This is a genomic window from Simplicispira suum (genome assembly GCF_003008595.1).
In the GTDB taxonomy this organism is placed as follows: Bacteria; Pseudomonadota; Gammaproteobacteria; order Burkholderiales; family Burkholderiaceae_C; genus Simplicispira; species Simplicispira suum.
Genome location: NZ_CP027669.1, coordinates 3,715,993 through 3,730,047, shown reverse-complemented (window position 1 = coordinate 3,730,047; position 14,055 = coordinate 3,715,993). Strand labels below are relative to the sequence as shown.

Genomic DNA, 14,055 nt, shown 5'->3' with positions numbered 1-14,055 from the left:
GTCAGGCGGCCACCAGCAAGCAGTGCTCTGGCGCCAGGGCGATGCTGACCTGGCTGCCGACCACCAGCTCCGTATCGGCTGCGGTGCGCGCCAGCAGCAGGGTTTCGCCCACGCGGATTTCGGCTTCGTTCACCTCGCCGACGAAGTCAATCGATTCGATTTGCCCGTTCAGCACATTGGTGCCTGGTAGCGTGCCGCCTAGCACCTGCAAAAACTCGGGGCGCAGGCACAGCGTGACCTGGCTTGCCTGCGCATGCTCGCTGGGCGCACAGCGGATGGAACCCAGCGCGCAATCGATCTGGGTTGCCCCATCGGCGTGGCTGCGCACGGTGGCGTCGATCAGGTTGGCGCGGCCGATGAAGTCGGCGACGAAGCGGTGCTCGGCAGCGAAGTAAATCTTGCGCGGCGCGCCGATTTCAACAATATGGCCGGCGCGCATGACGGCTATCGAATCAGAGAGCGCCAGCGCCTCGACCCGGTCGTGCGTGACATAGATGGCGGTGATGTCGAGCTGGCTGAGAAAGCGGCGCAGCTCCTTGCGCGTTTCTTCGCGCAGCTTGGCGTCCAGGTTGGAGAGCGGCTCATCAAACAGGATGACGCGTGGTTCGGCCACCAAGGCTCGGGCCAGCGCCACGCGCTGCTGCTGTCCGCCTGAGAGGCGCGTGGCAGGGCGGTGGCCCAGGCCATCGAGCTGCACGAAGCGCAGCACCTCGGCCACTTTCGCGTTGATCTGCGCGCGCGACAGTCCGCGTACGGTGAGCGGGTAGGCCACGTTGTCAAACACGTTCATGTGCGGCCAGATCGCGTAGGTCTGGAACACCATGCCCAAACCGCGCTGTTCCGTGGGGACAGCAATGCCTTTCTGGCGCGACCAGACGATGTCATCGCCAATGCGAATCTCACCGTCGTCGGGCGTCTCCAGCCCGACAATGCAGCGCAGCAGCGTCGTCTTGCCGCAGCCGCTCGGCCCCAGCAAGGTGAAGATGTGGTTGGCGGGGATCGTCAGATCGACGCCATCAAGCGCCTTGACGGTGCGACCTTCAGAGACGTAGTGCTTGGTCAGGCCCGTAATGCGGATTTCCATGGCAGATGGTGCGCGTCAGCCTTTGAAAATCCGCTTGAACTCGGCGCCCCATTTTTGAATTTCGGTATCGTCCAGATCGCGAATGGCCAGCACCTTGACCTGGTCGATGCCGTCGATTGGCGGATAGACGCCAGGCGCGGCCACGTATTCGCCGACATCCTTGGCCAGCATGCCTGCGGCCTTTTTTGACAGCCAATAATCCATGAAAGCGCGCCCCGCCGCCGGGTGCGGCGCTTTGGCGGTGAGCGCCATCGCGCGTGGCGTGCCGAGCAGTGGTTGGCCGCCGCCGCGTGGACCCCAAGCCAGCGGCGCCGGCGCCTTGGTCACGATGTACTTGGGCATGGAGATCGCAATCGCCTTCTCGCCACTTTCAATCGGCGCGGGCGTGGGTCCGAACGAGGCGACAAACATCGGCTGGTTGGCCGCGAGCGCCTTGACGAAGTTCATCCATTCGGCTTCAGAGGCAAAGACCTTTTCCTTCAATCCCACCAGCCACGAAATGGTGGAGGCGTGGGTCGCCGGATCGGCCATCACGATGCGGCCTTTCCACTGGGCGCCGGCCAGGTCTTCGTATTTCTTGGGCGCGTCGGCCGCCTGCACTTGCTTGGTGTTGTACAGGTAGGAGACGTATTCGATGCCAAAGAGCTGGATGGTGTCGTCTGGCCGTGTCCAATCCGGGTAATCGGCGGCGGCAGGCGAGCGGTAGGGCGCGAGCATGCCGTTGTTCTTGAGCAGTTCCAGCACAGGAAGCGGCCCTTGCACCACGTCGGCAAGCAATTTGCCTGCGCGCGCTTCGGTTGCTACCGTGGAGACGAACTTGGAGCTGGAGATGCGGGTGTATTCGCCCGCAATGCCCGTGTCCTTGCCAAAAGCCTCGACGATGGGCTTGACGGCAGTGATATTGGCGTAGAAAACGGCCTTACCCTCAGCACGCGCCGCCGCCAGGTCATCGGCCGCTTGTGATTGCGGCAGTGCGGCCGCCAACCCGGCGGCTCCGGCAAGTTGCAAAACCGTTCGTCTTTGAATGTGGGACATGCTTCGGTCTCCGTTATTGCACATCATTGGGTCTGCTGCAGCGATCGCTGTCCACGCTGCGCGGCGTCGAGAATCATCATAGCAAGTACCCACCAAATTGGGCCGATGCGGCGATGGCGCGGGTTTTGCCAGTCAATCGGCCGACATGGCGCGCCACAAGATGTGGAACAGTTCGTTGAACTGGTCGGTCAACGGCCTCTTTTCTCCGCGCACGATGTGCATCAGCACCACACGCCCCACCATGCCCATGAAAACGTCCAGCAAGACCTTGGACGAAACCTGGCTGTTGAGCACGCCACGCGCCTGACCGTCTTTGAGGACACCCAGGAACGCACCCATCAGTTCGGGACTTTCGTAGATGTCGATGTTCTTGTGGCGTGACACGGGCACGGCAGTGAACATCAGCAGCATCACGGCGGGGTGCTTGTCCATGTAGTCCAGCGTGACCCAGCAGGTTTTGCGCAGGCGTTCGCGGACATCGTCAATGCCCTGCAGATGGTCGATCATGCGTTCGGCCAGGCGCCCCAGCATGGTGTCCAGCATGCTGTAGACCAGTGCCTCTTTGCTACCAAAGTATTTGTAGATCGTCTGCAGCGAGACATTGGCACTGCGCGCCACGTCCTGCAGGCTCACTTCATGGAAGTCGCGGCTGGAGAAAAGATCTAGCACGGCCTTTTCCAGTCGGACCAAAGTGTCCCCGCGCATGTCGGTGAGGGATGAAAGCGGGCGCTTTTCCAGGGCCTTGGTTGCTGTTGCGGCAGCGGTTCGGGGGAGGGTGCTTTTCGACATGGAAATAAATATTACCAAATAGTGAATTGGCAGCACAAAGCGATCACGGCATCTTGTTTTTAGGTGCCGTAAGCGTCACCATGTGAACCAGTTCGACACCTGTATTTCATGGCTTCGTCGGCGCATTCACGGACCAAAGCCCCATGCTTTTCATTTTTTATCAAGAATTCCAAACGGTAATTTTTGTTTCCATAATTTGATCTTACAGATCTCGGACATCTTTGCTAACCCATCCTTACAGGAGCCCACACCGTGGCGATTAAAAACTTCACACCCGCCTGGATGACCGAAGAGCACCAGATGCTTCATGATTCGGCCAGCCGTTTCTTCAAGGAACAATGGGTGCCGAGAGATCCCGCTTGGAGAGAAGCCGGCATGATGGACCGACAGGCATGGAAGGAAGCCGGGGCCAATGGCTTCTTGTGTGCCTCAATGCCCGAAGAATACGGCGGCGCAGGTGGCGATTTCGGCCACGAGGCCGTGCTGATTCTGGCCCAGGGAACTGCGGGGCTCTCGGGTTTCGGCGGCTCGTTGCACTCTGGCATCGTCGCTCCTTACATCCTGCACCACGGGACCGAAGAGCAAAAAAAGCGCTGGCTCCCGCGCCTGGCAACGGGTGAGCTGATCGGTGCCATTGCCATGACCGAGCCGGGCACGGGCTCCGATTTGCAGGCGGTGCGCACCACCGCAATCAAAGAGGGCGAGCACTACCGCATCAACGGCAGCAAGACCTTCATCACCAATGGGCAGCTCGGCAACCTGGTCATCGTGGTCTGCAAGACCGACAAGGACCAGGGAGCGCAAGGCATGTCGCTGATGGTGGTCGAGACCGATCAGGTGCAGGGCTTCCGCCGCGGCCGCAACCTCGACAAGCTGGGCATGGATGCGCAGGACACCTCGGAGTTGTTCTTTGATGATGTGCTTGTTCCCGCCACCAACCTGCTGGGGGGGCACGAAGGCCAGGGCTTTGTGCAGCTCATGCAGGAGCTGCCGCAGGAGCGCCTGATCGTGGCGTTTGCCGGGATTGCCGCCATGGAGCTGGCCATGCAGGAAACGCTGGCCTACACCAAGGAGCGCAAGGCCTTTGGCAAGCCGATCTTTTCGTTTCAGAACACCCGTTTCAAGCTGGCCGAATGCCAGGCACTGCTGATGGCCTCGCGCGCGCTGGTCGATGCAGCCATGGTGGCGCACCTCAAGGGCGAGCTGGGGGTGGACCGCGCCGCACTCATCAAATACTGGATTAGCGACAACCAGTGCAAGCTGATCGACGAATGCCTGCAGCTCTTTGGTGGCTATGGCTACATGAAGGAATACCCGATTGCCCGCCTGTATGCCGATGCCCGTGTGCAGCGCATCTATGGCGGCACCAACGAAATCATGAAAGAGCTGGCTTCACGCTTCCTCTGATGCCAGACCACACATCCATTCACCACTCAAGGAGCTTCCATGACCGAAGCCTATATTTTCGACGCCCTACGTACCCCACGCGGCAAGGGTAAAAAAGACGGTGGTTTGCACCAGGCCACGCCGGTGTGGCTGTTGCGCACGCTGCTGCAGGCCTTGCAGCAGCGCAACAGCCTCGACACCTCGTTGGTGGACGACGTGGTGCTTGGCTGTGTCACGCCCGTGGGCGAGCAGGGCTCTGACATTGCCCGCACCGCCGTGATGGATGCGGGCTGGGCTGAGAGCGTGGCGGGCGTGACCTTGTCGCGTTTTTGCGCCTCGGGCCTGGAGGCTGTGAACCTGGCTGCGGCCAAGATCATGTCGGGCATGGAGGACATGGTCGTCGCCGGGGGCGTTGACTCCATGAGCCGTTGGACCATGGGTAGTGACGGCGGCGCGTGGTACATGGATCCGCGCGTCAACACCGCGACGGGCTTCGTGCCCCAGGGCATCAGCGCCGACCTCGTCGCCACACTGGAGGGTTTTAGCCGCCAGGATCTCGATGCCTTTGCCGCCGAATCGCACCGCCGTGCGGCGCAGGCGCAGACTGAGGGGCGGTTTGCCCGCTCGGTGGTGGCGGTGAAAGATCTCAATGGCATGACCTGGCTGGACCACGATGAAACCATTCGCCCTGGCACTTCAGTGGAGTCGCTTGCCAAGCTCAATCCCTCGTTCGAGATGATGGGCGGCATGGGATTTGACGCCACGGCGCTGGACAAATACACCACGGTCGAAAAAATCCTGCACCAGCACCATGCGGGCAATTCCTCGGGCATCGTCGATGGTGCCGCGCTGATGCTGCTAGGCAGCAAGGCGGCTGGTGAGAAGGCAGGCCTCAAGCCCCGTGCCCGGGTGCGCATGTGCGCCGTCATCGGCTCCGAGCCCACCATCATGCTGACCGGCCCTACGCCGGCGTGCCGCAAGGCGCTGGCCAAGGCGGGCATGGTGGCATCCGACATCGACCTGTGGGAAATCAACGAGGCCTTCGCCACCGTGCCGATGAAGACGGCGCGTGACCTGGGCGTATCGCTCGACCGGGTGAACGTCAACGGCGGCGCTATCGCCATGGGCCACCCCCTGGGCGCTACGGGCGCCATCATCTTGGGAACCGCGCTCGACGAGCTGGAGCGCACCGGCAAATCCACAGCCCTGGCCACCCTGTGCGTCGGTGGCGGCATGGGTATCGCCACCATCATCGAACGTGTTTGAGCAGAGGTTTTCCATGACACAAAATAAGTTCCTCACTTTCGAGGTAGATGCTGCTGGCATTGGCCTGGCCACCCTCGACCAGCCCGGCCGCGCGATGAATGTGCTGACGCCTGTCTTGATGGAGGCGGTTGCCGCCCTCGTAGAGCGGCTGGAGAAGGAAGACAGCCTCAAGGGGCTGGTACTCACCTCGGGCAAACCCAGTTTCATCGTCGGCGCCGACATTGATCAGCTCAACCAGATCACGACGATCGATCAGGCCTTTCGGCTGGGCGAGGAACTCAAGGCTTTGATGCGCCGCATGGAAAAATGCGGCAAACCCGTGGTGGCAGCTCTGAACGGAACCACGCTGGGCGGCGGTCTGGAGCTGGCGATGGCCTGCCATGCGCGCTTTGCCATGGATGACCCCAAAGCCAAGATCGGCCTGCCTGAGGTCAAGCTGGGCCTGCTGCCGGGTGGCGGCGGCACACAGCGCTTGCCGCGCCTGATTGGTATCCAGAAGAGCTTGGAACTGATGACCCAGGGCACTGAACTGAGCCCCGCCAAGGCGCTTGGTCTGGGCCTCCTCACCGGGCTGGCGACCACGCGCGAAGAACTGCTGCAAAAGGCCCGCGACTGGTGCCTGGCCAACCCCAAGCCGGTGCAGCCCTGGGACACCAAGGGTTTTCGCATTCCTGGTGGCGACAGCAAGAGCCCCGCCGTGGTGCAGGTGCTGAGCATCGCGCCGTCCATGGCCAACGCCAAGGCCCACGGCAACTACCCGGCCATCACACACATCATGTCCTGCCTGTTTGAGGGCTGCCTGCTGGACATCGACAATGCGCTGCAAGTCGAGTCGCGCTACTTTGCGGCCTGCATCGTCTCGCAGGTGTCCAAGAACATGATCGGCACGCTGTGGTACCAGCTCAATGCCATCAAAAAGGGGCAGTCGCGTCCCAAGGATGTGCCCGCAGGCAAGGTAAAGAAGCTTGGAATTTTGGGCGCCGGCATGATGGGTGCTGGCATTGCCTACGTCTCGGCCAAGGTCGGCATCGATGTGGTGCTGCTCGATGCCACGCAGGAGAACGCCGAGAAGGGCAAGGCCTATTCGCAGGGCTTGCTGGACAAGGCGCTGTCGCGCAGCAAGACCACGCAGGAAAAGCGTGACGCGCTGCTGGCCCGCATTCTGGCCACCACGCGCTACGAAGACCTGCAAGGCTGCGACCTGGTGATTGAAGCGGTGTTTGAGGACCGGGCCATCAAAGCCGAGTGCACGCGCAAGGCGGAGGCGGTCATTGCGGCCGATGCCGTGTTTGCCTCCAACACCTCCACCCTGCCCATCACCGGTCTGGCGCAGGTCAGCAGCCGTCCGGCCAACTTTCTTGGCCTGCACTTTTTCTCGCCTGTGGACAAGATGCCCCTGGTGGAGATCATCGTGGGTGAAAAGACCTCTGAAGAAACGCTGGCGCGCGGCTTCGACTACGTGCTGCAGATCGGCAAGACGCCCATCGTGGTCAACGACAGCCGGGGCTTCTACACCTCGCGCGTGTTTGCCACCTACGTGATGGAAGGTCTGGCCATGCTGGCCGAAGGTGTGCACCCGCGTTCCATCGAAGTGGCCGGTATCAAGGCCGGCATGCCCATGCCTCCGTTGGCCTTGCAGGACGAGGTTTCGCTCGGCCTGTCGCTGCATGTCAGCGACCAGACGCGGCGTGACCTGGAAACCGAGGGCAAGACCTATCCCGCGCATCCGGGCGAGGCGGTCTTGCGCAAGGTGGGTGGTGAACTGGGTCGCCTGGGCAAGAAGGCGGGCAAGGGCTTCTACGACTACGAGGGCAAGGAAAAGAGCCTGTGGCCCGAGCTGACCACGCTGTACCCCCCTCGGGCGGAGCAACCCACGCAGGAAGAGCTGGTGGACCGCCTGATGTTCATCCAGGCCAACGAGGCCGCGCGCTGCTTCGAAGAGCGCGTGGTGCGCTCAGTGGCCGACACCAACATTGGCTCGATTTTTGGCTGGGGTTTTGCGCCGCACCAGGGTGGCGCGCTGCAGTTCATCAACGCCATGGGGGCACAACGCTTCGTTGACCGCTCCCGCGAACTGGCAAAGCTTCACGGCGCGCGCTTTGAGCCCGCCGCCGTGGTCGTGAAGATGGCCCAGGAAGGTGCGAGGTTTGAAGATGCGTGATCCAGCCCTCTCGGGTGTGTACGTTTCGTATTTCAACGAAACGCATGGCATGGTGCGCGACACCATGCGCCGCTTCGTCAATGAGGCGGTCAAACCGCACATCGACGCATGGGAAGAGGCAGGCGCTTTCCCGCGCGAGGTGTACCAGCAGGCCGGCAGCCTGGGCCTGCTGGGCATCGGCCACCCCACCGAGTTCGGCGGCGCGGGCGAGCAGGACGTCTTCTTGAAAGTGGCAGCGAGTGAGGAGCTGATGCGCAGCGGCTCGGGCGGTTTTGTCGCCAGCCTGGGCTCGCTCGACATTGGCCTGCCGCCGGTCTGGCGCGTGGGCTCGGAGGCGCTCAAGGCACGCGTGGTGCCCCAGGTGATTGCGGGCGAAAAGATCATCGCCCTGGCCATCACTGAGCCAAGCGGCGGATCGGACGTGGCCAACCTCAAGACCCGCGCGGTGCGCGACGGCGACCACTATGTGGTCAACGGCTCCAAGACCTTCATCACCTCGGGTGCGCGCGCCGACTACTACACAGTGGCCGTGCGCACGGGTGAGGCAGGTTTTGGCGGTGTGTCGCTGTTGCTCATCGAGAAGGACACGCCGGGCTTCACCGTGGGGCGCAACCTGAAGAAGATGGGCTGGTGGGCGTCCGATACGGCCGAGCTGTTCTTCCAGGACTGCTGCGTACCGGCAGACAACCTGCTGGGACCGGAGAACTCGGGTTTCTTCACCATCATGGCCAACTTCCAGGCCGAGCGCCTGAGCCTGGCCGTCATGGCCTACATGACGGCACAGCTTGCGCTGGAGCAATGCCTGGCCTACGTGAAGGAGCGCGTCACCTTCGGCAAGCCGCTGTCCAAGCACCAGGTCATCCGCCACAAGCTGGCCGAGATGGCCACGCAGGTGGATGTGGCGCGTGAGTACGCTTACCGCTGCGCTGCGCGCATGCAGGCGGGCGACAGCGCCATCGCCGAGGTGTCCATGGCCAAGAACTTCGCTACCTCGGTCTCCAGCATGGTGACCGACGAGGCGGTGCAGATTTTTGGCGGCATGGGCTTCATGCGTGAATCGCTGGTGGAGCGCCTGTACCGTGACAACCGCATCCTGTCGATTGGCGGCGGCACGCATGAGATCATGAACGAGATCATTGGCAAGCAGCTGGGACTCTGACAGCTCAGCGAAATGTGTCGAGTGCAAAGGCGAGTGCGCCGCCTTTTACACTGTGCCGCATGCTTACCTTTCACAACCCCATGCACCACCTGCATGCGCCCGTGCACGAGTTCTTTCGCGGCGAGAAGGTGGCGTGCTTTGAAACCCCGGCGCGCGCCGAGTTTGTGCTCGCTGCCCTTCAGGCCGGCGGCCACGAACTGCGGGAGCCCGACCAGGACGCAGCCAGCGCGCTGGCGCAAATCCACTCGGAGCGTTACCTCGACTTTCTGCGCACGGCCTGGCCGCAGTGGATAGCACTTGATCCGCAGAACGAGCAGCGCCAGCCTTTTCCCTCGGTGTGGCCGGTGCGCAGCCTGCGAAGCGACATCGAGCCCGAAAACTTCGTTGCTCGCCTGGGCCTGTATTCGATGGACAACGGTTCGCCGCTGGCAAGCGGTACCTGGGCCGCAGCGCGCGCGGGCGCAGACGCGGCGGCCAGTGCAGCGCACAGCGTGATGGCGGGTGCGCGCGCTGCCTTTTGCCTCAGCCGCCCGCCCGGCCACCATGCCGGGCACGACTTCATGGGTGGTTACTGCTTCATCAACAACGCCGCGATTGCCGCACAAACGATGCGCAATCTGGAGGCTGATCGCGTCGCGGTGCTCGATGTGGACTACCACCACGGCAATGGCACGCAGAGTATTTTCTATGAACGCGACGACGTTTTTTTTGCCAGCATCCATGGCGATCCGCTGACCGAATACCCGTTTTACCTGGGCTATGCCGACGAGACGGGGGTCGGTGATGGCGCGGGCTACAACCTGAATCTGCCTCTGCCGGCCGGCAGCGATGCGGCGGCTTGGTTTGCCGCTCTGGAGCGTGCGTGCAAAGCCATCGGCTATGTGCACGCCGATGCACTGGTGGTGTCGCTCGGGTTGGACACGTTTGAAGGGGATCCGATCTCCCAGTTTTCCCTGACCGCAGGCGATTTTGATCGGCTTGGTGCCCGCCTGGCGGCGCTCGGCCTGCCCACGGTTTTCGTCCTCGAAGGGGGCTACGCAGCCGCTGAGTTGGGAGACAACGCCCAGCAAGTCCTCCATGGGTTTGAGCGGCGCCACGTGGCATGAGTGAGCGCGTCGATTGCGTCGTAGCGGGCGCGGGGGTGGTCGGGTTGGCTGTCGCCCGTGCGCTGGCGATGCAAGGGCGCGAGGTGCTCGTGCTCGAACCAGAGGCCGACATCGGCACCGGCACCAGTTCGCGCAGCAGCGAGGTGATTCATGCCGGCATCTACTACCCCACGGGTTCGTTCAAGGCCCGGTGGTGTGTGCGTGGACGGGAATTGCTGATCTCCTTTTGCGAAAGCCACGGTGTTGCGCACCAGCGCACAGGCAAGCTCATCGTCGCTACTTCGTCCGCACAACTGGGCACGCTGGAAGCCGCCAGGGCGCAAGCCGAGGCCAACGGGGTGCACGCTCTGCGCTGGCTGAGTGGTGCGCAGGCGAAGGAGCTGGAGCCTGCGCTGGTCTGCGAGGCCGCGCTGCACTCGCCCGGCACCGGCATCGTGGACAGCCACGCCCTGATGCTGGCCCTGCTCGGAGACATCGAGCGCCACGGCGGTTTTTTAGTGAGAAAAACGGCTCTAGCGCATATGTGGCAAGAGAATGGCGCTATGTTTATAGAAGCATCCGACGGGACACGCTTGCTGGCAAAGCTGCTTGTCAACGCCGCAGGTCTGGCTGCGCCCCAACTGGCAAAGAAGTTTCGTGGGCTTGATGCCCGGTTGATCCCCGAAGCGCGCTATGCCAAGGGCAGCTACTTTGCGCTCTCTGGGCGGGCTCCGTTTTCGCGTTTGATCTACCCAGTGCCCGAGCCAGGTGGCCTGGGGGTGCATCTCACCCTGGATTTGGCCATGCAGGCGCGCTTCGGCCCGGATGTGCAGTGGGTGGACGATCCACAGGACCTCACGGTCGATCCACGCCGGGGCGATGCGTTCTACGCGCAAGTGCGCAAGTACTGGCCCGGTCTGCCCGAGGGCAGCCTGGTGCCCGCTTACGCCGGCATGCGGCCCAAGATTGGATTTGGCGGCGCTTTGTCCTCTGATTTTGTGGTTCAAGGACCGCAAGTGCATGGTCTGAAGGGCCTTGTGAACCTGTTTGGCATCGAATCACCTGGGCTCACCAGCGCGCTGGCCATTGGCGAACATGTCGCAGCTTTGGGTCAGGTCGCTTAGGTCATTCGTGTCAGACAGTGGCTCAATCGCCTTGCTGTTGTGTGATTGCCCGCTAAGATGGAATCACGTACCGGTGAGGGGCCACAAGGCAGGCCGGCAGCGCTTTTTTCCAAGAAAGGGGTACACCATGGCTCATTCCGCATCCGAGACACTCTCGAGCACCCAGCACGAGCTGGAGAAGCTCGTCACCGATCTGCGTGGCCTGATCTCCAGCCGGGATCTGGACAGCGTTCCCGAAATTCGTGCGCTGCGTCAACGCCTGGACGACGGCATGCAAGCGGTGCGCGAGTCCACCGTGCGCGCCGCGCAGGAGGCTGCGCGCCAGGCCAAGGATGCCGCTCAGGCCGCAGACCGCTATGCGCATGACGAACCGTGGCGCGTCGCCGGTGCGGCCCTGGCTGTGGGCGCGGTGGTGGGCTTCCTCCTCTCACGCCGCTGAGTCGCGCGGCGCATCTGGATCGATTCCATGGATTGGCTTTCGCTTTTGGGCCTGGGTGCCTTTGTTGACCGTTGGCGCTCCTATGCCATCGAGGCGGCCATAGCGGCGGAAGACCGTACCACGCTCTTTCGCCTCGAACTTCGTGAATACAAGCGAAGCCTCGCAGCCCTCATCGGGTTGTCGCTTGGTTTGGCCGCTCTGACGGTGGTGATGTTGACAGTGCTGTCCTGTGCCATCCTGGTGCAGTTTTGGGATACACCTGAGCGCGTGACCGTGGCGTGGGCGATCGCCGGCACATGGATCGCGATCTGGGTGGTGGCAGCCATCCTGGTCACGTCTTTGGCGCGCAAGGCGGGCAATGGCTTTGCCATGACGCGCAAGGAGCTGGCCAACGATTGGACCGAAATCAAGGAGCAGCTATGAGCGCGCCAGACTCTTCGCCGCCCTTGGCGCTGCCTGCGCAGAAGCAACAGGTGCTTGACCGCATTGCTGCGCAGCGCTTGCGCCTGCGGGAGCGGCGGGCGCGGCGTGCCCAAGTGCTCGTCGCTTCGCATGAAGCCCATCGCGTTGCCGGGTTGGGGCCGGATGCTCCGCTGGCCTCCCGGTTGATGGTGTTTGCTCGGCTGCATCCCATCGCCGTGGCTGTGGCTGCAGCTGCAGCCGTGGCGGTTGGGCCGCGCCGTGTCGTACGTTGGGCCGGCGTGGTGATGCCGCTGCTGATGCGCTTAAGGCGTTGAGGTTTTAAGCGCGCGTCGCCTGGATGGCACGCGCCGCCTGGTTCACCAAAGCCGGACCTTGGTAGATCAAGCCGGTGTAGATCTGCACCACATCCGCCCCAGCGCGAATTTTCTCTACGGCGTGTTCGGCACTCAGAATACCGCCCACGCCGATGATGGGAAAACCCTTGCCCAGCTCGGCGCGCAGCAGGCCCACCACGCGGTTGCTGGCTTCGCGCACGGGCGCGCCACTCAGACCGCCCGTTTCCTGCGCATGCGGCAGGCCTTGTACCTTGTCGCGCGCAATCGTGGTGTTGGTGGCGATCACGCCATCCATGCCATGGTTTTTGAGCGCAGCAGCAATCAGGCGCACCTGGGTTTCGTCCAGATCAGGCGCAATCTTCACGAACAATGGGACACGCCGCGCCCCTGCTTGCGCAGCCAGCCGCTCGCGGCGCTCGGCCAGTGCCTCCAGCAGACCGTCCAAGGCAGCATCCGACTGCAAAGCGCGCAGGTTCTGGGTGTTGGGAGAACTGATGTTCACCGCCACGTAGTCAGCGTGGGGATACACACCCTCCAGCCCCAATAAGTAGTCGGCCGTGGCGTTTTCGATGGGCGTACTGGCGTTTTTGCCGATATTGAGGCCCAGCAGCACGGCGCTGCGCTGCCCCGGCTGGCGGCAACGCGCACGCTGCACATTGCCGACAAAGGCGTCCAGGCCGTCGTTGTTGAAGCCCAGGCGATTGATGAGCGCCTGCGCCTTGGGCAGGCGAAACATGCGCGGCTTGGGGTTGCCCGGCTGGGGTTTGGGTGTGACGGTGCCCACTTCGATAAAGCCAAAACCCATGGCAGCCAGGGCGTCAATGCAGCGCGCGTTCTTGTCCAAGCCGGCGGCCAGCCCGACGCGGTTGGGAAATTCCAGGCCGGCCAGCCGCAGTGGGTCGTGCACCGGGGTGCTGCTCCAGCCGCACTGCAGCGGCGTTCCCTGGCCGCGCGCCAGCATCTGCAGCGTGAGATCGTGGGCGGCTTCGGGGTCCAGGCCAAACAAAAACGGGCGGGCAAGCGAATAGGGGATCAAAGGCATGGGGATAATTCAGGCTTCTATCCCCTGATTCTCCGCCATGACACCCATTGCTTCCCCGACACAAGACGAACTCAAGGCCCTGGTAGCCCAGGCTGCGCTGGCTTACCTGGTTCCCGGCCAGATCATCGGTGTGGGCACGGGCTCCACTGTCAACCAATTTATCGAGGCGCTGGCGCGTGTCAAGGATCAGGTGCCTGCGGCCGTGTCAAGCTCGGAGGCCAGCACCGAGCGCCTGCGGGCCATTGGTATTGCGGTTCTCGACGCCAACGAAGTAGAGCGCCTGTCGGTCTATATCGACGGCGCCGACGAAATTGATGGCCAGGGCTGCATGATCAAGGGTGGAGGCGCTGCACTGACGCGCGAGAAGATCGTGGCCGCTTTGGCGGAGCGGTTCATTTGCATTGCCGACGAGTCGAAGCTGGTGGAAAAACTCGGCGCCTTTCCCCTCCCGGTGGAGGTGGTTCCCATGGCTTGCGAGCATGTGGTGCGCCGGTTTCAAGCCCTGGGCGGTACGGCCAGCCTGCGCATGCGGGGCAGCGATCCTTTGGTGACGGACAACGGCCAGCACATTCTCGATGTGCGCGGTCTGAGCATCGAAGACCCTCTGGCACTCGAATCCGCCATCAATCAGTGGCCTGGCGTAGTCACCGTGGGCATTTTTGCCCACCAGCGCGCTCAGGTCTGCCTGCTGGGAACACCCAAGGGTGTCAGAACCCTGAGCTATTGA

General features: G+C 62.8%; 14 protein-coding genes. 10 read left to right on the top strand and 4 right to left on the bottom strand.

The window, feature by feature from the left end:
• Position 1: 1 nt before the first annotated feature.
• From C6571_RS17290 to C6571_RS17280, 3 genes are all read right to left on the bottom strand, one after another.
• Positions 2 to 1,084, bottom strand: a complete 1,083-nt coding sequence (locus C6571_RS17290; RefSeq protein WP_106447794.1) for an ABC transporter ATP-binding protein — start codon at positions 1,082 to 1,084, stop codon at positions 2 to 4.
• A 15-nt stretch (positions 1,085 to 1,099) separates the two neighbouring features.
• Positions 1,100 to 2,119: an ABC transporter substrate-binding protein gene (locus C6571_RS17285; protein ID WP_106447793.1), complete on the bottom strand. Its 1,020-nt coding sequence runs from the start codon at positions 2,117 to 2,119 to the stop codon at positions 1,100 to 1,102.
• Between the two features lie 132 nt (positions 2,120 to 2,251).
• On the bottom strand, positions 2,252 to 2,788 hold the full coding sequence (locus C6571_RS17280) for a TetR/AcrR family transcriptional regulator (protein WP_245901326.1): 537 nt from the start codon (positions 2,786 to 2,788) through the stop codon (positions 2,252 to 2,254).
• 372 nt (positions 2,789 to 3,160) lie between these two features.
• On the opposite strand from C6571_RS17280, the gene C6571_RS17275 reads away from it, so the two are divergent.
• From C6571_RS17275 to C6571_RS17235, 9 genes are all read left to right on the top strand, one after another.
• Entirely contained in the window at positions 3,161 to 4,315 is a 1,155-nt protein-coding gene (locus tag C6571_RS17275; RefSeq protein ID WP_245901325.1) for an acyl-CoA dehydrogenase family protein, read from the top strand.
• Positions 4,316 to 4,354: 39 nt separating this feature from the next.
• Positions 4,355 to 5,560, top strand: coding sequence for an acetyl-CoA C-acetyltransferase (locus C6571_RS17270; protein WP_106447790.1), 1,206 nt, complete (start codon positions 4,355 to 4,357; stop codon positions 5,558 to 5,560).
• Between the two features lie 13 nt (positions 5,561 to 5,573).
• A complete protein-coding gene (locus tag C6571_RS17265) occupies positions 5,574 to 7,721 on the top strand; it encodes a 3-hydroxyacyl-CoA dehydrogenase NAD-binding domain-containing protein (protein WP_106447789.1) in 2,148 nt (715 codons plus the stop codon).
• Positions 7,714 to 8,880, top strand: coding sequence for an acyl-CoA dehydrogenase family protein (locus tag C6571_RS17260; protein ID WP_106447788.1), 1,167 nt, complete (start codon positions 7,714 to 7,716; stop codon positions 8,878 to 8,880). Before C6571_RS17265 ends, C6571_RS17260 begins: the two co-directional genes overlap by 8 nt.
• Before the next feature lie 59 nt (positions 8,881 to 8,939).
• The gene (locus C6571_RS17255; RefSeq protein ID WP_106447787.1) at positions 8,940 to 9,986 is read left to right on the top strand and encodes a histone deacetylase family protein; all 1,047 of its coding nucleotides are present in this window, start codon (positions 8,940 to 8,942) and stop codon (positions 9,984 to 9,986) included.
• Positions 9,983 to 11,089, top strand: coding sequence for an NAD(P)/FAD-dependent oxidoreductase (locus C6571_RS17250; RefSeq protein WP_106447786.1), 1,107 nt, complete (start codon positions 9,983 to 9,985; stop codon positions 11,087 to 11,089). Before C6571_RS17255 ends, C6571_RS17250 begins: the two co-directional genes overlap by 4 nt.
• Positions 11,090 to 11,216: 127 nt before the next feature.
• A complete protein-coding gene (locus C6571_RS17245) occupies positions 11,217 to 11,528 on the top strand; it encodes a DUF883 domain-containing protein (RefSeq protein ID WP_106447785.1) in 312 nt (103 codons plus the stop codon).
• Between the two features lie 27 nt (positions 11,529 to 11,555).
• Positions 11,556 to 11,951: a phage holin family protein gene (locus C6571_RS17240; protein ID WP_106447784.1), complete on the top strand. Its 396-nt coding sequence runs from the start codon at positions 11,556 to 11,558 to the stop codon at positions 11,949 to 11,951.
• Entirely contained in the window at positions 11,948 to 12,265 is a 318-nt protein-coding gene (locus tag C6571_RS17235; protein WP_106447783.1) for a hypothetical protein, read from the top strand. The genes C6571_RS17240 and C6571_RS17235 overlap by 4 nt, the downstream gene beginning before the upstream one ends.
• Positions 12,266 to 12,269: 4 nt before the next feature.
• Here the strand turns inward: C6571_RS17235 and C6571_RS17230 are convergent, their stop codons facing one another.
• A complete protein-coding gene (locus C6571_RS17230; RefSeq protein ID WP_106447782.1) occupies positions 12,270 to 13,328 on the bottom strand; it encodes a quinone-dependent dihydroorotate dehydrogenase in 1,059 nt (352 codons plus the stop codon).
• Positions 13,329 to 13,365: 37 nt separating this feature from the next.
• Between C6571_RS17230 and rpiA the strand changes: the two genes are divergently transcribed.
• Positions 13,366 to 14,055: a ribose-5-phosphate isomerase RpiA gene (gene rpiA / locus C6571_RS17225; RefSeq protein WP_106447781.1), complete on the top strand. Its 690-nt coding sequence runs from the start codon at positions 13,366 to 13,368 to the stop codon at positions 14,053 to 14,055.

What these genes read in the sequence shown, in the direction of transcription:
- C6571_RS17260 (WP_106447788.1), top strand. Translation starts at nt 7,714, where the DNA reads ATGCGTGATCCAGCCCTCTCGGGTGTGTACGTTTCGTATTTCAACGAA.
- C6571_RS17235 (WP_106447783.1), top strand. Translation starts at nt 11,948, where the DNA reads ATGAGCGCGCCAGACTCTTCGCCGCCCTTGGCGCTGCCTGCGCAGAAG.
- C6571_RS17230 (WP_106447782.1), bottom strand. Translation starts at nt 13,328, where the DNA reads ATGCCTTTGATCCCCTATTCGCTTGCCCGCCCGTTTTTGTTTGGCCTG.
- C6571_RS17250 (WP_106447786.1), top strand. Translation starts at nt 9,983, where the DNA reads ATGAGTGAGCGCGTCGATTGCGTCGTAGCGGGCGCGGGGGTGGTCGGG.
- C6571_RS17285 (WP_106447793.1), bottom strand. Translation starts at nt 2,119, where the DNA reads ATGTCCCACATTCAAAGACGAACGGTTTTGCAACTTGCCGGAGCCGCC.
- C6571_RS17265 (WP_106447789.1), top strand. Translation starts at nt 5,574, where the DNA reads ATGACACAAAATAAGTTCCTCACTTTCGAGGTAGATGCTGCTGGCATT.
- rpiA (WP_106447781.1), top strand. Translation starts at nt 13,366, where the DNA reads ATGACACCCATTGCTTCCCCGACACAAGACGAACTCAAGGCCCTGGTA.
- C6571_RS17240 (WP_106447784.1), top strand. Translation starts at nt 11,556, where the DNA reads ATGGATTGGCTTTCGCTTTTGGGCCTGGGTGCCTTTGTTGACCGTTGG.
- C6571_RS17245 (WP_106447785.1), top strand. Translation starts at nt 11,217, where the DNA reads ATGGCTCATTCCGCATCCGAGACACTCTCGAGCACCCAGCACGAGCTG.
- C6571_RS17270 (WP_106447790.1), top strand. Translation starts at nt 4,355, where the DNA reads ATGACCGAAGCCTATATTTTCGACGCCCTACGTACCCCACGCGGCAAG.
- C6571_RS17255 (WP_106447787.1), top strand. Translation starts at nt 8,940, where the DNA reads ATGCTTACCTTTCACAACCCCATGCACCACCTGCATGCGCCCGTGCAC.
- C6571_RS17290 (WP_106447794.1), bottom strand. Translation starts at nt 1,084, where the DNA reads ATGGAAATCCGCATTACGGGCCTGACCAAGCACTACGTCTCTGAAGGT.